Source organism: Phycisphaerales bacterium, from assembly GCA_040221175.1.
Classification (GTDB): Bacteria; Planctomycetota; Phycisphaerae; order Phycisphaerales; family UBA1924; genus JAHCJI01.
This window is the reverse complement of sequence record JAVJVK010000007.1, coordinates 45,765-64,369: the sequence shown is the minus strand read 5'-3', so window position 1 is coordinate 64,369 and position 18,605 is coordinate 45,765. Positions and strand designations below refer to the sequence as shown.

The window sequence follows — 18,605 nt, the reverse complement described above, 5'->3', positions numbered from 1 at the left end:
GGGGCCGGGCCCCGCCGCGGTTCCGCGAGATCGCCGCGCGGACCCGCCAGACGATTCCGCGGTGCTGCAAGGCCGCGTTGGGGTGCCGCGAACCGGTTCTGCCGCGCTGCGGCGTGGATCTCCAGCGCTGCCAAACGGTTTCGCAGCGCCGCAAAACGGATCCGCAGCGCTGCAGAACGGATCCGCAGCGCTGCAGAATGGATTTGCAGCGCTGCAAAACGGATCCGCAGCGCTGCAAAACGGATTCCCAGCGCCGCAAAACGGATCCGCAGCGCTGCAAAATGGATTTGCAGCGCTGCAAAACGGATTCGCAGCGCTGCAAAACGATTTTGCACAGCGCTTATCCGGACGCTCCCCGGCCCAGAACCCGCCTCCGAGGCCGATTTCTCGCCCTGAGGCCCTTGTTTGGGTCTTTCGGGGCCCGTTCGCAACGCGGGAATACCCGCGGCGAACTTCTCGGGATTGTGTTTTGGGACGTGGGGCCCGGTGTGGTAGATTGGTAGGAGCGGGCCGCGTGATCCCGCGTCGAACCCGCCCGAAGCCCCCAGCACCCAGGGAGATCCGCCATGCCAGCGAGCATCCGAGCCGCCGTCCTGGCCCCATGCCTGGCCCCGTGCCTGGCCGCCGCCCTGGCCCCGGCCGCCCTGGCCCAGACGGCCATCACCATTGAGGTCGAGAATCCGGTGCTGATGCCGGGGGAGAGCACGGTGGTGACGATGTGGGCGGGGTTTGACCCGAGCGACTACGCGATGCAAGGGATCGCAACGAGGCTGCGCACGAGCGTGGGCAGTGACGGCTGGAGCGATGCACGTTTGGTCTTTCCCATGAATGGGCCCGGATCCTCGCCTGGTGCGGCATCGACAACCGGCTACGACGGTATTCTCGCGGGCCAGCTGCATGCCCTTGGCGAGATTTATGCTGACACATCCAATCCCATCGCGTTCTGGGAGGCGGTCTACACAGCTCCTCCGGCCCCGGAGGCGTTCGACGTTTGGCTCTCGACGGCCACGATGTACTACGCCGTCTACACAGATCCATTCAGTCCCGGCAGTGAATCCCGCTTGCCCGACCTCACCGAAGGCGCCGCCACCATCCGCGTCATCCCCGCCCCGGCGTCGGCGCTCGTGCTGGCCGGCGGCGTGCTCGCGCAGCGTCGCCGCCGCTAGCGGTCGACGAACTCGAACACCTCGGACAGCGGCCGTCCCAGCTCGCGGGCGATCTTGAAGGCGACCTCGAGCGAGGGCGCGTACTTGCCGCCCTCGATGGCGTTGAGCGTCTGCCGGCTCACGCCCACGCGCTTGGCCAGGTCGCCCTGGGTCATGCCGTCGGCCGCGGCTCGCAGCACGCGGATGTGGTTGATGACGCGACCGTTGTCCTTGGCGGCCATCACGCACCCCGGCGGTAGCTGACCACCTGCAGGACGAGCCTCAGCATCTCGCTGATGAACAGCGCAAGCAGCAGGCCGTTGGCGACCCACGCCGCCTCGACGCCAAACGCCAGCGCCGTGATCGCCATGAACACGCCCGCGCCCAGCACCCACGAGGACCGTGCCTCGGCCTTCCAGCCGATGAGCCGATCCCGCTCGTCGGCGTCCTCGGTTCCGCCGAAGATGGCCGCGACGATGTGCCCGATGATCTGGACCACGATCAGCAGCACCAGACACACCGTGAAGACGGCGATGTAGGGTGCCATCTCCATGATGCCGCTGGCCAGCATCGGGCCGGCCGAGGCGAAGTACCCGCCCAGCACCAGCCCCAGCCCGACCAGTTGCACCCAGACGCTCCGCTCCTCGAACGATGGCAGCATCGCCAGCCCCCTCTCTCGCAATGTGTCAAGCGTACTGGACATCATGTCAAGCATACTTGACTTTTGATTGATGTCAAGCATTCTTGACAAATCGTTGCTCACGCCCCGCCGGGGCCTACAACACGCCCATGCCGTGGCTGGTGCTGGCCCTGGGTCTCGTCGCGCTCGTGGTGAGCCTGGTCGCCACGCGTGGGGCCACGCTGCTGGGCCGGCGGCTGAACGCGCTCGACGCGGCGGGGGTGGCCGGGCAGGTCAAGGCGGGTCCGAGGCGCGTACCCAACATCGGCGGCATCGGCGTCGTGGCCGGGCTGCTCGTGCCGATCGTGGCGGCCCTCATTTTCGCGCCCCTGATCGAAGGCCCGCACCGCGAGCTGACCGATCCCTCGGCCGTGGTCTTCGACGCCGTCGTGCTCATCGCGGCGATCCTGCTGCTGCACGTGCTTGGGCTCATCGACGACCGCAAGCCGCTGGGCCCCTTGCTGAAGCTGGGGCTCATGGCCCTGCCCGCCATCGCCATCCCCCTGCTGACCGACTCGCGATTGCTCACGCTTCTGGACGCCTACCCGGGCGGCCAGGCGATGAGCATTGCCATCACGGCGCTCTGGCTGCTGGCGATGACCAACGCGCTGAACTTCTTGGACAACATGGACGGCCTGAGCGCGGGCGTCGCCGCCATCGCCGGGGCTTTCCTGACCATCGCGATGCTGCTGGCCGGCCAGTGGTTCGTCGCTGGCCTGAGCGCGTGCGTGGTGGGCGCGTGCCTGGGCTTCCTGCCGCACAACTTTCCGAATGCCCGCGTCTTCATGGGCGACGGCGGGTCGCTGGTGCTGGGGTTCGTGCTCGGCTTCCTCAGCGCGCGAGGCACGTACATCAGCGGCGATGCGCATCAGTGGTGGGGGGTCCTGCTGCCACTGCTCGTACTGGCCGTGCCGCTGTACGACCTGACGACGGTGGTGGGCTTGCGGTTGAGCCAGGGCAAGAGCCCGCTGGTGGGCGACCTCCAGCACGTCAGCCACCGCATCGCGGATCGGGGGCTCGGCAGGCGAGGCGCGGTGCTGGTGCTCTGGGCCTTCGGCATGATCGCCGGGGCGTCGGGGCTGCTGCTGCTCACCGTGAACGCCACGGGGGCGATCATCATCGGCGTGCAGGCGGTGGTGCTCATGGCGGTGCTGGGCGTGCTGGAGTTCTGGCCCAGGACGGGGCCCAGGGGCGGCGCGCATGGATAGCCGCGAACGCACGGCCGGGCTGATCCACGGCCTGACCATCATCGTCGCCCTGCTCGCGTGCGTGCGCGCCCTGCTGGCGTTCGACCCCATGCCCGGCTGGGGGCTCGACCCCTACACCGTCGCGGCGCCGGCCGGCGCCTTCGGCCCGCGCGAGGCAGCGCTCATGGACGTGCTGACGCTCCTGCTGGCCGGTCTCGTGCTGCTCCTGGCGCCACCCGTGCGATGGAAGCCGTGGGTGCTCTGGGCCGCCGGGCTGGTGCTGATCGCGGTGGTCGGGCTCTACCACGGCCTTCCCGATGGCCCCAGGCCCAGCGACCTCACCCCCGCCCTCGCGTGGATCGCCGCGCTGGCCGGAGCCGGATGCATTGCCCGGGGTTGCGCCGATGCCCGCACGCGGCGCGCCGTCGTGGCCCTGCTGGCCGGGCTGACGGCGATGTTCGTCGCCAAGGGCCTGGTGCAGGTTCTCGTGGAGCACCCGGCGACCGTCGCCCAGTTCGAGGCCGATCAAGTGCGGATGCTGGCCGCCCAGGGGCTCGAGCCGGGCACCTCGGGGGCCCGAGCCTTCGAGCGGCGCCTTCGCCAGCCCGAGATCACCGGCTGGATCGGCTTCTCGAACGTGGTTGCGTCGTTCCTGGCGGCGGGCGGGGTGCTGCTGGCAGCCATCGCCGTCTCGTCGCGCAAGGCCGTGGCGGTCGTTGCCGGGCTGGGAGCACTGGTGGCACTGGGTCTGGTGGTCTTCGGCGGCAGCAAGGGCGCCATGACCGCCGGCGTGCTGGGGCTTGCGATCGTGGCGATGGGGTGGTTCGCCCCTCAGGCGTGGCGACGAGGCCGCGTTCGGGCGCGCATTGCCGGCGTGCTTGCCGGGCTGGTCGTCCTCGGCCCCATCCTGACGTTGGTTGCACGGGGCATGGTGGGCGAGGCCGTGGGCGAACTCAGCCTGCTGTTCCGCTGGTTCTATGTAGAAGCCTCGGCGCGGATCGCGATGGACAACCCGCTGCTGGGCGTTGGGCCGGGCGGATTCAAAGACGCGTACGCCCTGGCGAAGAACCCCATCAGCCCCGAGAATGCCGCCAGTCCGCACAGCGTGGTGTTCGACGCGCTAGCGACCATGGGCCTGGCCATCGGCGCGGTGGTGCTGTGCCTGGTGCTCCTCGCGGCGTGGCGTTGCGCCTGCCGGGTGCTCGCGGGGGCGGGCGATGCCGATGCCGACGAGGCGTCCGGAGCCTTGCCGCGGCTGACGCTCATCGCCGGGCCGGCCATCGCCGTGGTCATCGGCGTGCGGTTCGAGTTGGAGTCCATCGGGGGGTTGACGCCGGGCCTTGCCATCGCCTGGGTCGCGGGATTGGCGGGCTGGGCGGCGTTGGCCTGGGCGGCGTGGCACGCTCGGACGAGGGGGCTGTTGCTCGGCGCCGGGGCGGCCGGGCTGCTGCTCATTGCCCACGGCCAGATCGAGATGACGCCCGTGCTGGTGGGCTCGGCATCGCTCTGGGCGGCGTGGCTGGGCTTGGCGTTCGCACGAGATCGGACGTCCGACGCGCCCGCCGAATCGTCTGCCGGTTGGGGCGGTCGCGCGATCGGCGTCGTTCCGTCTGTGATGGCGCTGGTGGTTGCCGTGCTGACGCTGCCGGGGCTCTGGGCGTGGCAGGGATCGGTGATGAGCGCGGCTACCGCGGCGCGCCGGCCCGCGGAAATCGGGGCCCGACTCGAGGCCAGCGGCGGCGATCCGCGAGTGTTCCGGGCGGTCGCCGAGCAGCTTTCAGCAGAGATTGGCCAGCCGGTGCGGCCGGGCAGCCTGGCCGAGGCGATGAACGTGCTTTCGCGCCAGACGGCGGTGGTGGCGGCCGAGGCGATGGATCGCGCAGTGGAGGCAGCGCCGGCCGACGGTGCGACCCTGCGGGCCGCTTCGAGGGCGTGGCTCGTGGTGGCCCTGGCAGGCGATGACCCCGCGGGCCAGCGTGCCTTGGCGTTGGCTCGTCGAGCGACCGAAGCGACGCCGGCATCGGCCCAGAACTACGGACACCTGGCCACGGTGCTGGCGACGCTGCATCCTGATGGCTCGCAGACCACTGCGGTGCTCGACGCGCTGGCACAGGCCGAAGCGCTGAACCCCGCCAGCCCTCAGTTGAAGTACCGGCAGTACCGGTTGGCCCGCCGGGCCGGTCTGGAGACCCTGGCCCGGCGCAGCGCAGAAAATGCGCTGCAGGCCCATGAACGGATGCGGCTGGATCGGCTGGGCGCGGGGCTGAGCGAGGCCGAGCTGGCCGAACTTCGGGCGTATTTCGAGGGTCGATAGGCGGGCATGTCGCTTGACGGAAGGCGGTGGGGCTCTAGCATTACGCTTCGGCCCACGGCTTCCGTGGCCGCCGGTGGTGATGGTGTGCGGTCAGGGTGCTGTTCGAGGCCACGCCAGGGGTCGGCCGATCCCGGGGTGTTGGGCATCGCTACTGACGGTGTCGCAGCACGGGTGGTCTTCCGGTGGTGGGCGGAACGATTCGGGAAAGAGGTATTGGCCTGAAGGGACGAGTCCCCGGGGCCGATGAGTACCAGATAACCAGGGCCCGCTTCGCATTGGCGGGCAGCCGATCATCGACCCCGGGCGTGTGCTTGGGCCAGTTGATGGGTGATTGATCCGTTATTCGCACCGTCACCGAGACGGGCGAACAGACCGAGGACGCGAGGACGACGCCATGGCCGAGATGCCGCTGAACAGGGTTCGTAACATCGGGATCGCCGCCCACATCGACGCGGGCAAGACCACCGTCACCGAGCGCATCCTCTTCTACACGGGCAAGACCCACAAGCTGGGCGAGGTGCACGAGGGCACCGCGACCATGGACTTCCTGCAGGAAGAGCAGGAGCGTGGTATCACGATCCAGTCGGCCGCGACGACGTGCCACTGGACGCGCAGCGATGTTGACTACCAGATCAACCTAATCGACACCCCGGGCCACGTGGACTTCACCATCGAAGTGGAGCGTTCGCTCCGCGTGCTGGACGGCGCGGTGGCGGTGTTCGACGGCAAGGAGGGCGTGGAGGCCCAGAGCGAGACGGTGTGGCGTCAGGCCGACCGGTATCGCGTGCCGCGCATCTGCTACGTCAACAAGATGGACAAGATCGGCGCGAACTTCGAGTTCAGCTTCAACACCATCAAGAAGCGTCTGGGCGCCAATGCCATCGCGGTGCAGATCCCCATCGGCGCGGGCAACGAGCTCGAGGGCATCATCGACCTGCTGGGCATGCGTGCGTACTACTTCGACGCCAACGAGCAGGGCGCTGTGGTGACCGAAAAGGACATCCCCGAGAGCCTGATGGCCGAGGCCGAGAAGTGGCGCCACGAACTGGTCGACGCGGCCAGTTCGCTGGACGACGACCTGACCGAGAAGTACCTGGAAGACGAGAACTCGATCACGGTCGAGGACATCCGCCAGGCGCTGCGCAAGGGCACGCTGAGCCTGGCATGCAACCCGGTCTTCTGCGGCTCGGCCCTGAAGAACATCGGCGTGCAGCGCCTGCTGGACGGCGTGATCGACTACCTGCCCAACCCCACGCAGGTGCCCGAGGTTCAGGGCGTGGATCCCAAGGACCCCGAGAAGAAGCTCTCGCGTCCGCACGATTCCAAGGCGCCGCTGTCGGCCCTGGTGTTCAAGGTGGTGGCCGACAGCCACGGCGACCTGACCTACACGCGAATCTACTCGGGCACGCTCGAGAAGGGCAGCCGCGTGCTGAACCCCGGTAACGGGAAGAAGGAGATCGTCAGCCGCATCTACCAGATGCAGGCCAAGACGCGCGAGGCGCTCGACCGTGCCCACGCGGGCTCGATCGTGGCGGTCATCGGCATCAAGGACTCGATCACGGGCGACACGCTGTGCGATCCGGCCAACCCGATCCTGCTGGAGCGGATGGACTTCCCCGATCCGGTGATCTCGATGTCCATCGAGCCCAACACCAGCGACGACAAGCGCAAGCTGTCCGAGGCGCTGGTGACCATTCGCCGCGAGGACCCCAGCTTCCAGAGCCACTACGACGAAGAGACCGGGCAGACCATCATCGCCGGCATGGGCGAGTTGCACCTTGAGATCATCAAGAACAAGCTCACCCGCGACATGAAGATCGGCGTGCAGGTGGGCAAGCCCCGCGTGAGCTACCGCGAGGCCATCCAGGGCGAGGCCAAGGAAGTCCGCGGGAAGTTCGTCAAGCAGACCGGTGGTCGCGGCCAGTTCGGCGACGTGATCATCAACCTGCGGCCCTACACCAAGGAAGAGGCCGACGAGGACGGCATCAAGTTCGTCGATGGCGTGGCCTTCGAGAACAAGATCGTCGGCGGCTCGATCCCCAAGGAATTCATTCCCTCGGTCGAGGCGGGCATCCGCCAGACGGCCGCCAGCGGCGTGACGGCGGGCTACCCGCTGATCAACATCAAGGCCGAGCTGGTCGACGGCTCGTACCACCAGGTGGACAGTTCGCAGGTGGCCTTCGAGCAGGCGGCCCGCCTGGCGCTCCGCGAGGCGGTCTCCAAGGCCCGCAGCGTGCTGCTCGAGCCGATCATGAAGGTCGTCATCGTGACCCCCGAGGAATTCTTCGGCAACGTCACGGGCGACATCTCGAGCCGTCGGGGCATGATCATCGACACCGAGGACCGCGGCTCGGGCATCCGCCAGATCACCTGCGAGTGCCCGCTGAGCGAGATGTTCGGCTATACCACGACCCTTCGCGGCATGAGCCAGGGCCGGGCGGCGGCCTCCATGGAGTTCCAGGAGTACCGCCCGATGCCGGCCAACCTCATGCAGGAAGTGATCGCGGCCGACTGATCGGACTTGCCGGCCCGGTCGGGGCGGCGGCGATCAAAAAAACCGTCAGAAAACGCACACGCCCACGCATGGCGGGGCCCCGAAACGGGCCTTCCACCCGCGTGGGCGTTATGCTTGGGGGCACGTTTCCGGCGGGGCTTGTTCGGCTCGCCACAGTCCAGTGAAGGGGAGGCCACGATGGCCGATCGTGTTCCAACCGCGTTGCTGTTCGGCGCTCCCGGAGCGGGCAAGGGCACGCAGGGCAAGATCCTCGGGCAGATCCCGGGGTTCTATCACCTGTCGTGCGGCGAGGTGTTCCGCACGCTGGACATCCACACGCCGCTGGGGCGGACGTTCTACGAGTATTCGTCCAAGGGCGAACTGGTGCCCGACGACGTGACGGTGGACATGTGGAAGGAGAATCTGCACGCGCAGATGACCCTGAGCTACTACAAGCCGCACGCCGAGCTGCTGGTGCTGGACGGGATTCCCCGGAACGTGAAGCAGGCCAAGCTGCTCGAAGAGCACATCGAGGTCAAGGCGATCGTGCACCTGGTCTGCCGGGACATGAGCGCCATGCTGATGCGGCTCCGCAAGCGGGCGTTGCGCGAGAATCGGGCCGATGATGCCAGGGAAGACGTGATCCGTCGGCGGTGGGAGGTTTATGAGCACGAGACGCGTCCCGTGCTGGATTTCTATCCCAACAAGCTGATCCACGAGGTCGACGCCATCGGGACGCCGGTGCAGGTGCTCCAGCACACCCTCGAGGCCTTGGCGCCCATCCACGATCGCTTGTTCGGCCAGCGGGAGATGGAAGGCGATCTGTAGCGATCGGCGTAGGCTTGCGGCATGCCTGAAGCGATGACCTGGGCGGTGCTGCTTGCGCGTTGGACCGAGTTTGCGCGCTCGGCGGTGGCGTTGCCCACCGAGGGCGCTGGTGGTCGATGGCGCCAGAGCGTGCCGGCGATCATCGGGCTGCAGGCCATTGCGCTGGCCCTGGGCGATCTGGACGAGCACGATCTGGACGAGAGCCGGGGTTTGGCGATCGATACCGCCTCGGTGGGCATCGATCGGCACGCGGCCGACCTGGCGAAGATCTGGGCCGACGAGCCGTGGCCCGAGGAACTGCACGAGCTGCTCGATGATGCGCGGCGGGCCGTTCTGGACGCCCAGGCGTCGGGCATCGAGTGGTGCGTGGATTCGGACGCGTTGAGCCTGGAGCACCCGGCGGAGCTGGCGGGTCTTCTGGAGGCCATGGAGTTCGGCGGAGACCTTTATCTCGCGGCACCGGGTCAGGTCCTCTCGGCGGGTTGTCCCTGTGCTTTTCTGCACGAGCGGGGCGGAGGTCTGCCCGAGCCCGAGGTGATCGGCGCGGTGGCGGGTTTTCTCGAGGCCAATGGGGTTGGTGGAGGCTCGGTTCGCAAGGGGCCGCCGCGCCAGGCTTATCGGCAGTTCGACTTTGCTCGCGGCGGCCCGGTGCGCGACCTGGTGGTCTGGATGTCGGGTGATCCGCAGGCGGGCCAGCCCTTGCTGGTGCCGGTGGTGCAGGGCGGACGCACGCAGCCGGTGGCGTTGCCGCAGCGCCGGGGCAAGCCCGTGGAGCCGCCGCCGTTGGAGATCGCGGCGGATGTTTCCGGGGCTGATCAGGCCGAGTCTTGAGGCCTTCGATCGATTCGCTGGCTACGATGGTGGCCCAGCGGGCGAGTACCCAAGTGGCCAAAGGGGGCAGACTGTAAATCTGCTGGCAATGCCTTCGGGGGTTCGAATCCCTCCTCGCCCATTCCGTTGATCTTGAGCCCCGGGCTCGATGCGGACCAATCGAAAACCGAAGAGCGGGGTTATCCGGACTGAAGGCCCGGTTTGTGCGGCGGTTGGTGTCGAAAGCCGTGCAAAAGGGCTTGTGGTTCTGCGGCTTTTCCGCCATTGTATAGGAACCCCCGAAGCCGGTTACGCACCGGCCCGGCGTGTTGTATTGCAAGGCGTAGACGCTGGAATGCCCGGCGTTGCCGTGCATGCCCGGGGGGCGTGTTTCGGGCACCCCACAGCTCATCAGGAAGAGGACGACACATGCAGCGTGGAACTAATCGATTGACGGTGATGGCGGCTTCGGCGGCGGTGCTGCTGGCCAGCAGTGGTCTGGCCTTGGCGTCGCAGCAGCTTGCCAAGCCGACGCAAGCGCAGACCGTTCGTGTTGGCGACGGCTACGTCCGGACGTGGACCGACGCGGGCCAGCCGATGGTGGCAATCAGCCTCGACGGCCGGGCCGAGCAGCGTGTGGTGGAACAGCGCGGCACGATCATGCTGCGTTATGCCGAGTTCGATCCTGCCGGCTTCATTCCGGCGGTGCCCGATCAGCTCAAGGCCGTGGACGGCAACCAGGCATTCATCGTGCAGTACATCAGCCAGCCGCTCGAGGCGTACGGCCAGGCGATCGCTCGCCTGGGCGGCACGGTCGAGCGCTTCCTGCCCGACCAGGCACAGATCGTGACGATCGACGAGAGCATGGTCGATGCCGTTCGTGCATTGCCCTTCGTGCGGTGGGTGGGCGAGTATCACCCGGCCTACAAGCTCGACGAGCCGGACCTGCAGCGCCTGGCGCTGAGCGGTTCGGGTGACTCGACGACGTTCCAGCGTTATTCGATCCAGACGCTGCGTCGCGGCGAGGGTTCGCTGAAGGGCTTGGCACAGCACATCCGCGCGATGGGCGCGGCGATCGACCTGGAGTCCGAGCCGGTCGGCCGCCTGCAGGCCTGGCTGACCGACGCACAGCTGCTGGCGGTCGCCCAGCGCAGCGACGTGCTCTTCATGGACGTGCGCGGCGAGCCCGAGCCGGACGTGGACATCGCCCGCATGATCGGCGGCGCCGATTACGTCGAGAACGAGACCGGCTACAGCGGCGAGGGCGTTCGCGCCGAGGTCATGGACAGCGGCCTGTACCTGAGCCACCAGGAGTTCAGCGGCATGAGCCCGGCTCCGTTGCTGCACGGCGCCGTGGGCAGCCAGTCGCACGGCACGAGCGTGTTCAGCATCGTGTTCGCGCCGGGCACCAACCCGCAGGCTCGCGGCTTCCTGCCCGATGCCGAGCAGACGATCATCGCGGCGTACGGCGCCCTGGGCGACCGCTACGCGCACACGGCGCGTCTGGTCGATCCGTCGGGCCCGTACCGCGCGGTGTTCCAGACCAACAGCTGGGGCGACCCTCGCACGACTGATTACACGACCGTGTCGGCCGAGATGGACGACATCCTGTTCGACCACAACATCACGATTACCCAGAGCCAGTCGAACTCGGGCAGCACGCCCAGCCGTCCCCAGGCCTGGGCGAAGAACATCGTGGCCGTCGGTGGCATCAACCACTTCGGCACGCTGACGCGGACCGACGACCGCCACGGCGGCAGCGCGGGCAGCACGGGTCCGGCTTCGGACGGGCGCATCAAGCCCGATCTGAGCCACTTCTACGACTCGACCATCGCGGCGACCACCGGTTCGCCCACGTCGTACACGCAATTCGGTGGCACGTCGGGCGCTACGCCCATTACCGCCGGCCACATCGGCCTGTTCTACCAGATGTGGAACGAGGGCGTGTTCGGTCCGGTGGCGGTGCCCGGTGGCACGGTCTTCGAGAACCGTCCGGTGTCGAGCACGGCCAAGGCCATGATGATCAACACGGGCCTGCAGTATGACTTTGCCAGCTCGAGCGACGACCTGAACCGTATGCGTCAGGGCTGGGGCCTTGCCGACGTGGGCAAGCTCTACGACGAGCGCGAGCGGTTCTTCATCGTCGACGCCAACCAGCCGGTGACCCCGCTGAGCGCCAACAGCTACCCGCTGAAGGTCGCCAGCGACGAGCCGGATCTGCGCGTGACGATGGTGTACCGCGATCCGAGCGGCACGACGTCGTCGAGCAAGCACCGCATCAACGACCTGACCCTGAAGGTGACCTCGCCCAGCGGCGCGGTGTACTACGGCAACAACGGCCTGACCAACGGCAACTTCTCCACGCCCGGCGGCTCGCCCAACGATCTTGACAACGTCGAGAACGTGTTCGTCGATTCGCCCGAGGGCGGCGTATGGACCGTGGAGGTCCTTGGCGACGAGATCAACCAGGACGGCCATCCCGCGACGGCCGAGCTCGACTCGGTGTACTCGCTGGTGGTTGCTGGCGTGACCCCGGCGATCGGCATGTCGCTGGTTTCGGATGTTCCGGACATCGCGCTTCCGGGCACGGCCCTGAACGTCGAAGTCGAGGTCATCGAAGGCGACGAGATGCTCGTCGGCTCGCCGTCGATCTACTACGACATGACCGGCTCGGGCTTCACCCGCGCCGACATGACCCTCTCGGGCGACACCTGGGTCTTCGACCTGCCCGAGACCACGTGCGGCACGAGCCCGGCGTTCTACATGGAGGTCACCGGCGACGGCGGCACCGTGGTGACGCTGCCGGCCCTGGGCGCCGATGGTCCCTACACGGTGGATCGCATCGGTGAGGACCTGGACTACGGCATGTTCGACTTCGAGACCGTTTCCGGCTGGAACATGTCGGGCACGACCATCAGCGGCGACTGGGAGCTGGGCACGCCCGATGGCTTCCGCGGCGCTCCGGACAACGACTTCGATGGCTCGGGCCAGGCCTTCGTGACCGGCAACGAGCGCGGCGAGGACGTGGACGGTGGTCCGACGATCCTGACGTCGCCGGTATTCCTGCTGGCCGGTGCTCCGGCTGACGTGACCCTGCGGTACGCCCGCTGGTTCTGGAACGACGATCAGCGTGCGGGCCTGACCGACAACGATCGCCTGCTGGTCGAGATCACCGACGGCACGGGTTGGACGACCATCGAGTCGGTCGACCACGCCGCCGGTGGCGAGGACTGGACCGAGATGGAGATCGCCGTCACCGACTACGTTGACCTGACCAACGCGGTGCAGCTGCGCTTCAGCGTGGCCGACAGCCCCAACGACTCGGCGACCGAGGCGTCGGTGGATGCGGTCAGCGTGCGTGGCTTCCGCTGCGACGACGGCACCGGTTGCCGGGCCGATTTCGATGGCAATGGCGAGCTGGACATCTTCGACTTCCTGGCGTTCCAGAACGCCTTTGCGTCGGGTGATCTGGCCGCGGACTTCGATGGCGACGGTGAGTTGAACATCTTCGACTTCCTGGCGTTCCAGAACGAGTTCGCCGCGGGTTGCTGAGTTTCTGATCCCTGTCGGAGCCCGGGCTCGTTCGGGCCCGCATCCGATGTCGCGAAGGGGCCGCCTGAGGAGGGCGGCTCCTTGCTTTTTTATCCGGCGGTGCTCGACATGTTGGGATTCCCGAGCTTTTGCAACGTAGACCATCCGCGGATGGGTGGGGGTTATGCGGACGGGTCTCGGATATTGACGTCTATGCGGGCGTCGGCGGGGAATCTGGCGCCTGGGCGTGCTTTGGCGTGGCCCGTGGTGCGTTCGCGCGTCACAATGGCTCGTAACGGGCGTTCTGGCAAACTTGTAACAGTTCTCGTCTGGTTGCCGGTGAATCCGTGTTGCCGGACGAATCGACCGCGTGCGGCGCTGGCCCGAGTCGGGCGCCACCGGCGATGCAACCCACATCCCGAGAACAGGGGAGGATTTCCATGCGAGGAAGTAAGAAGAACGCCGTTGCTATTCGACTGGTGGCCGGTCTTGGCGTTGGATTGATGGCCGTGGCGTCGGCATCGGCCGACGACGTCATCGTGATCGGCGACAGCCTGGCCGAGGCGTATCCGGGCGTTCGCACGCTCGAGCACGAGGCGGGGCGAATCGAGGCGTTCTATGGCGTGCCCATGACCACGGGGCTGACGGCCGAGCAGGCGGCCATGGACTTCCTCGCGCAGCACGGCTCGGAGTTCGGCGTTGGTGAGCTGACGCTGGAGCTGGCGCACCAGACCGAGGTTCGCGACGGCAAGTTCACGGCGTTCCTGTTCAACCAGACGATCGATGGCCTTCCGGTGCACCTGGGCGTGGGTCGCGTGCTGGTGCTCGATCGCGGCGTTGATCACGCCGTGGTCTATGCCTCGGGCAAGCTGGCGCAGAACACCGACGGCGATCTGCGTGATTCGGTGTTCCTTACGGCCGACCAAGCCGTGGCATCGGTGCGGGACGATGTTCGCTTCATGAACTTCGTGAACTTCAGCCAGCCGGAGCTCGTGGCGTTCTTCCACGGCGGCGATGGCGTGGAGTCGGGCCAGACCCGTCCGGCATGGCGCGTGACGGCCGAGCACGCGAGCTTCCCGATCGTGGATCAGGCTTACGAGGTGTTTGTTGACGCCGAGACGGGCGAGCAGTTGCTCGTGCAGTCGACGGTGTCGCACGTGGACGTCGAGGGCACGGTCAGTGGTATGGCGACGCCGGGCATCCTGCCCGACACCACGAGCAATCCGCCGGTGTCGCAGCGGTTGCCGTTGCTGCAGGTCATGATCTCGGGTGGCGCGAGCGCGACGAGCGACTTGAACGGCGATTTCGTGATTCCGCACGCCGGCGCATCGTCGGTGACGGTGCAGGGTGCTTTGGTTGGTCCGTGGGTGGCCGTGACGGACACCGCTGGTTCGGAGATTACCGCCAGCGACATGGTGACGCCTCCCGGCCCGGCCGAACTGCTGTTCAACCCGAGCCCCGCACAGTTCACGACCGCGCAGGTGAACGCGTTCCTGCACACCAACCTGACGTACGACTTCATGAAGAGCCGGGCGCCTGGCTTCACGGGGCTCGATCGCCAGACCGACGCCTACGTGAACATCAACGACAGCTGCAACGCGTTCTTTGATTCGCGTGATCTGTCGATTAACTTCTTCCGTCAGGCGGGCAGCTGCGTGAACACCGCGTTCTCATCGGTGGTGGCCCACGAGTACGGGCACTTCATCGTGAACCGTCTCGGCCTCACCCAGGGTGCATTCGGCGAGGGCTACGGCGACTCGGTGGCCATCAACCTGTACGACACGGGCGTGATGGGGCAGGGCTTCTTCGTCGGCGGCGGAGCGGTGCGAAACCCCGAGGCAGCGCGTCAGCAGTACCCCTGCGGCTCGGCGATCCACACGTGCGGGCAGGTGCTTGGCGGCTCGTGGCGTTGGATCCGTCTGAACATGAGCGACACGCTTGGCTCGGGTCCCGCGCTCGAGCGTGCCCAGGACCTGTTCGTGGCGTGGTCGATGATCACGCTGGGCGGCGACGGAAGCGATTCGGCGACGCCGCGGACGGCCATCGAAGTGCTGACGGTCGACGATGACGATGGCATCATCGGCAACGGCACGCCCAACTACGCGCCGATCTGCATGGCCTTCGATCGCCACGGCATCGACTGCCCGGAACTGGACCTGCTGAGCATCAGCATCGCCGACGCTCCCGAACAGTTGCTGCCCGGTCAGAGCGCCGAGGTGCGGGTGCGCATCGAGGAATCGACTGCCGGCCTCGTGGCGGGAACGGAGATGCTGGGCCTGATCATCGACGGCGACACGCAGATGGTGTCGCTTACGCCCGATGGCGACGAGTACGTCGCGACGATTCCCGGTCAGCCCGGGCTGACCGATCTTGCTTACTTCGTGACGGCCGATGCCGACACGGGCGACACCGTTCGGGTTCCCTCCGAGGGCGGCTTCCCGGTGCTGGTGGGCGAGGAATTCGTGTCGTTCGACTTCGAGACCGCCGCGGGGTGGACTGTCGAGTCCACGTCGCTGTCCGATGGCGCATGGGATCGCGGTGTGCCCGCAGGTGGCGGCGATCGCCAGGATCCGCCCGCCGACTTCGATGGCTCGGGTCAGGCCTGGGTGACCGATAACGTCGATGGCAACAGTGACGTCGACGGTGGGCCGACCATCCTGGTGAGTCCCGAGTTCGATCTTTCGGCCTATGGCGACGCGATCGTCTCCTACGCCCGCTGGTTCCAGAGCGTCAACGGCGTGACCGATGATTTCCTGGTGCAGTTCTCGGACAACGGCGGCCTGACCTGGTCGGGCGCCGACTTCACCTCGCACGATCCTTCGGGCTGGGTGCAGGTCTCGGTGCGCGTGTCGGACGTGGTCGACGTGACCAGCGAGTTCCGCGTCCGTTTCGTGGCCAACGACACCCCCAATGACTCGGTGACCGAGGCCGGCGTCGATGCGTTCCGGATCATCGTCGATGGCGGCTCGGCTTGCCGGGCCGACTTCGACGGCAACGGCACGCTGGACATCTTCGATTTCCTGGCCTTCCAGAATGCCTTTGGAGCCGGCGACCCCTCGGCCGACTTCGACGGCAACGGCACGCTGGACATCTTCGACTTCCTGGCCTTCCAGAACGAGTTTGCCGCCGGCTGCTGAGCCCGCGGACTGATGCGTGAGCCTTGATCGGGCCCTCCCGGACGCCGGGAGGGCTCTTTTCTTCGGCCGTGGCGGGCGGGCCGGTGGCTTCGAGCGGCTTCGAGCGGCCTCGGGCCGGCAGGGGGCATAGCATCGAGGCCCGTGCGGGCGGTCTCGTCAGGGGCGGCCGGCATGGGGTAGCACCCGGGGTGTGGCGCAGCTTGGTTAGCGCGTTTGACTGGGGGTCAAAAGGTCGCAGGTTCGAATCCTGTCACCCCGATTTATGGGCAAGCCCCGCATGCCTTAAGCGTGCGGGGCTTGTTGCTTTCTTGGGCAGCGCCGGAAGGCCTCAGTCGGCCACGGCTTCTTCCAGGGCTCTGGTCTCGATCTTCACCATCCCCATCATCGCCTGCATGGCCCTGGCGGCCCTTGCGCCGTCGTCATCGGTGATGAGGTCGATCAGCCGCTTGGGATTGATCTGCCAGGACACGCCGAAGTGGTCGGTGATCCAGCCGCAGGCGACGGGCGTCCCGCCGGCGGCCTCGAACTTGCCCCAGTAATCGTCGACGTGGTCCTGGGTATCGCACAACACGGCGATCGAGATGCCTTGGTTGAAGCTGAATTGCGGTCCGCGGTTCAAGGCGGTGAAGGGGCGCCCATCGAGGGTAAACTCGACGGTCATGACGCTGCCGGCGGTGAAGGGCGCCTGGGGGCCCAAGTCGGGGTAGCGGGCGATGCGTGTGATCTCGGAGTTGGGGAACACCGAGGTGTAAAAGCGGGCGGCTTGTTCGGCCTGGTCGTTGAACGTCAGGAACGTGCGGATGTCGGGCATGGCTGGCTCCCGGGAGCTTAATTGATCTTTGAGCGCAACATGTAATCGCTGGGCTGGAGTTCGTCGTCGATGCCGAAGAGGGGCACGCCGATCATGGTGTCGCCCTTCTGGTGGTCCTTCCAGACGTTGATGGGGCGGTCGATGGCAAGTTCGGGGTTACTCTTGTCGGCTACGAGCAGGCGGACTTGGAGCTTGGAGCGATCGGAGAAGTACCACGTGCCATTGCTGTAGGTCCACTTGGTCTCGCGGGCCCAGGCCTGGGCAGGGATGCGGACCTTGAGCAGTTCGAAGTCTTCCTGCTGCACCTTCCAGCCGCTGATGGCGATCTTGATCGCCTCATCGCGGTCCTCGCCTTGGAAGTTGTCGGCAGGCATCGTGTTCTCGCGGATGATGAGTTCGCGGAGCGAGTCGGCCTGCTGCTTCAGGCTTGCCCGCGTGGCGTTGAACTTCTCGCGAAGGGCGTTGCCGGCTCGCTCGTCGAGGGCGGTGATCAAGGTGATCTTCTCGTCGGCAAAGCCCATGACCTGCGGGATGCCGCCGGTGAACCACAGGGGCTTCTGCTCGGCCACCGCTTCCTCGGCGTAGCGGGCGGCGGTTGCCATGTGTTCGCGGATCTCGCCGGGCAGGACGGCCTTCTTCTGCTCGGCTGCCCGGCGATACTCGGCGTGGTTCTTGAGGAAGCCGTTGCCCGCGCCCTCGATCTGCTCGCCCTGGCCGGTACGCTGCTGGATGAGGCGGGCGTACTTGCGAGCCAGGCGGAGGCACTCGTCCTTGGCGGCTGAGGCCTGCAGGTAGGTATCGCCGGCGAGGGTTGGCTGGGTCTCGAAGATCTCGGGTCGGGCGAACATGATCGAGAGTTCGCGAAGCCGCTTGTAGTCGCCGTCGAACTCGGGGTAGTTGGCCGGATCGATGAGCTGATCGAGCCGAGCGTTCAGGGGGGCGAGGTAGTCATTGGCGATCGAGACCTTGGCGTCGGCGTTGGTGAGCTTCTGGCGGGCCTGGACAACGCCCTTGCCGTCGTCGGGGAGTTGGGCGAGTGCTTCCTTGGCAAAGCCGGTCTTGCGGCGCGCGTTGGCGACGACCTCGAGCAGGGCGTTGACGTCGCGAAAGTTGATCGAGAGTTGGTCGTCGACGGCGCGCATCTTCTTGGTCTGCTCGGTCAGTACCCGGGCGTTGCCCTCGACCTCGCGGATGTGGAAGTTGGCGTTGCTGAGCAGTTCTTCCTGCTTGTAGTCAAGCTTCGTGCCGGTCTCGGGCTCGGCGGGTGCATCTGAACCGGTGAGAAAGGCCCGCAGGCGATTGAATTCGCTTGCCGCGGCGGTGTAGCGCTCGACGGCCTCGGCTCGACCCTCGGCGCCCGCAGGCGTCTTTTCGAGTTCGGCCTTTGCGGCATTGATGTCGTCCAGCGACATCTCGAGGCGACGCATCAGCAGCTTGCCGGCCGAGCCCTTAGGGGGCGAGGTGCGCCCCTGGACGCTGGCGGCGACGGACTCAAGGTTGGTTTCGGCTCGGGCGAGCAGGCTGTTGGCCCGGTCGACGTCGAGCGTGGTGGTCGCGGCAAGGCACACGGCCGAACAGAGCATCAGCAAGACGCACAGCAGCCGAACCGGGACGGGAACGTTCATCATGGTTGAATCCTCCTGCGAGGAGCCATGGTACGGAGCCCGTG

At 67.0% G+C, this 18,605-nt stretch carries 12 protein-coding genes and 2 tRNA genes; 10 read left to right on the top strand and 4 right to left on the bottom strand.

The genetic code is table 11. The annotated features are described in order from the left end of the window. Positions 1-566: 566 nt before the first annotated feature. Complete coding sequence (locus RIE32_07870; GenBank protein ID MEQ9096162.1) at positions 567-1,166, top strand: hypothetical protein; 600 nt, start codon at positions 567-569, stop codon at positions 1,164-1,166. On the opposite strand, the gene RIE32_07865 is transcribed toward RIE32_07870, so the two are convergent. Together RIE32_07865 and RIE32_07860 are read right to left on the bottom strand one after the other, a co-directional pair. Then, the gene (locus RIE32_07865) at positions 1,163-1,387 is read right to left on the bottom strand and encodes a helix-turn-helix transcriptional regulator (protein MEQ9096161.1); all 225 of its coding nucleotides are present in this window, start codon (positions 1,385-1,387) and stop codon (positions 1,163-1,165) included. The two genes, RIE32_07870 and RIE32_07865, sit on opposite strands and share 4 nt — an antisense overlap. Continuing rightward, entirely contained in the window at positions 1,387-1,848 is a 462-nt protein-coding gene (locus RIE32_07860) for a hypothetical protein (GenBank protein ID MEQ9096160.1), read from the bottom strand. Before RIE32_07860 ends, RIE32_07865 begins: the two co-directional genes overlap by 1 nt. An 86-nt stretch (positions 1,849-1,934) precedes the next feature. On the opposite strand from RIE32_07860, the gene RIE32_07855 reads away from it, so the two are divergent. From RIE32_07855 to RIE32_07815, 9 genes are all read left to right on the top strand, one after another. Then, a complete protein-coding gene (locus tag RIE32_07855; protein ID MEQ9096159.1) occupies positions 1,935-3,032 on the top strand; it encodes an MraY family glycosyltransferase in 1,098 nt (365 codons plus the stop codon). Then, positions 3,025-5,325, top strand: a complete 2,301-nt coding sequence (locus RIE32_07850) for an O-antigen ligase family protein (protein MEQ9096158.1) — start codon at positions 3,025-3,027, stop codon at positions 5,323-5,325. The genes RIE32_07855 and RIE32_07850 overlap by 8 nt, the downstream gene beginning before the upstream one ends. A 394-nt stretch (positions 5,326-5,719) precedes the next feature. Then, a complete protein-coding gene (fusA, locus tag RIE32_07845) occupies positions 5,720-7,840 on the top strand; it encodes an elongation factor G (protein ID MEQ9096157.1) in 2,121 nt (706 codons plus the stop codon). Between the two features lie 177 nt (positions 7,841-8,017). Beyond that, positions 8,018-8,647, top strand: coding sequence for a nucleoside monophosphate kinase (locus RIE32_07840; GenBank protein ID MEQ9096156.1), 630 nt, complete (start codon positions 8,018-8,020; stop codon positions 8,645-8,647). A gap of 21 nt (positions 8,648-8,668) precedes the next feature. After that, positions 8,669-9,478: a hypothetical protein gene (locus RIE32_07835; GenBank protein MEQ9096155.1), complete on the top strand. Its 810-nt coding sequence runs from the start codon at positions 8,669-8,671 to the stop codon at positions 9,476-9,478. 39 nt (positions 9,479-9,517) lie between these two features. Continuing rightward, positions 9,518-9,599, top strand: a tRNA-Tyr gene (locus tag RIE32_07830). 287 nt (positions 9,600-9,886) lie between these two features. Next, a complete protein-coding gene (locus tag RIE32_07825; protein MEQ9096154.1) occupies positions 9,887-13,009 on the top strand; it encodes a GC-type dockerin domain-anchored protein in 3,123 nt (1,040 codons plus the stop codon). Positions 13,010-13,428: 419 nt separating this feature from the next. Continuing rightward, on the top strand, positions 13,429-16,125 hold the full coding sequence (locus RIE32_07820; protein ID MEQ9096153.1) for a GC-type dockerin domain-anchored protein: 2,697 nt from the start codon (positions 13,429-13,431) through the stop codon (positions 16,123-16,125). 184 nt (positions 16,126-16,309) lie between these two features. Further along, positions 16,310-16,384, top strand: a tRNA-Pro gene (locus RIE32_07815). Between the two features lie 69 nt (positions 16,385-16,453). Here RIE32_07815 and RIE32_07810 read toward each other — a convergent pair. Further along, the gene (locus RIE32_07810; GenBank protein MEQ9096152.1) at positions 16,454-16,936 is read right to left on the bottom strand and encodes a VOC family protein; all 483 of its coding nucleotides are present in this window, start codon (positions 16,934-16,936) and stop codon (positions 16,454-16,456) included. Between the two features lie 17 nt (positions 16,937-16,953). Next, the gene (locus RIE32_07805) at positions 16,954-18,564 is read right to left on the bottom strand and encodes a hypothetical protein (protein MEQ9096151.1); all 1,611 of its coding nucleotides are present in this window, start codon (positions 18,562-18,564) and stop codon (positions 16,954-16,956) included. Between the last annotated feature and the right edge of the window lie 41 nt (positions 18,565-18,605).

What these genes read in the sequence shown, in the direction of transcription:
- RIE32_07820 (MEQ9096153.1), top strand. Translation starts at nt 13,429, where the DNA reads ATGCGAGGAAGTAAGAAGAACGCCGTTGCTATTCGACTGGTGGCCGGT.
- RIE32_07835 (MEQ9096155.1), top strand. Translation starts at nt 8,669, where the DNA reads ATGCCTGAAGCGATGACCTGGGCGGTGCTGCTTGCGCGTTGGACCGAG.
- RIE32_07810 (MEQ9096152.1), bottom strand. Translation starts at nt 16,936, where the DNA reads ATGCCCGACATCCGCACGTTCCTGACGTTCAACGACCAGGCCGAACAA.
- RIE32_07860 (MEQ9096160.1), bottom strand. Translation starts at nt 1,848, where the DNA reads ATGTCCAGTACGCTTGACACATTGCGAGAGAGGGGGCTGGCGATGCTG.
- RIE32_07855 (MEQ9096159.1), top strand. Translation starts at nt 1,935, where the DNA reads ATGCCGTGGCTGGTGCTGGCCCTGGGTCTCGTCGCGCTCGTGGTGAGC.
- fusA (MEQ9096157.1), top strand. Translation starts at nt 5,720, where the DNA reads ATGGCCGAGATGCCGCTGAACAGGGTTCGTAACATCGGGATCGCCGCC.
- RIE32_07825 (MEQ9096154.1), top strand. Translation starts at nt 9,887, where the DNA reads ATGCAGCGTGGAACTAATCGATTGACGGTGATGGCGGCTTCGGCGGCG.
- RIE32_07870 (MEQ9096162.1), top strand. Translation starts at nt 567, where the DNA reads ATGCCAGCGAGCATCCGAGCCGCCGTCCTGGCCCCATGCCTGGCCCCG.
- RIE32_07865 (MEQ9096161.1), bottom strand. Translation starts at nt 1,387, where the DNA reads ATGGCCGCCAAGGACAACGGTCGCGTCATCAACCACATCCGCGTGCTG.
- RIE32_07850 (MEQ9096158.1), top strand. Translation starts at nt 3,025, where the DNA reads ATGGATAGCCGCGAACGCACGGCCGGGCTGATCCACGGCCTGACCATC.
- RIE32_07840 (MEQ9096156.1), top strand. Translation starts at nt 8,018, where the DNA reads ATGGCCGATCGTGTTCCAACCGCGTTGCTGTTCGGCGCTCCCGGAGCG.
- RIE32_07805 (MEQ9096151.1), bottom strand. Translation starts at nt 18,564, where the DNA reads ATGATGAACGTTCCCGTCCCGGTTCGGCTGCTGTGCGTCTTGCTGATG.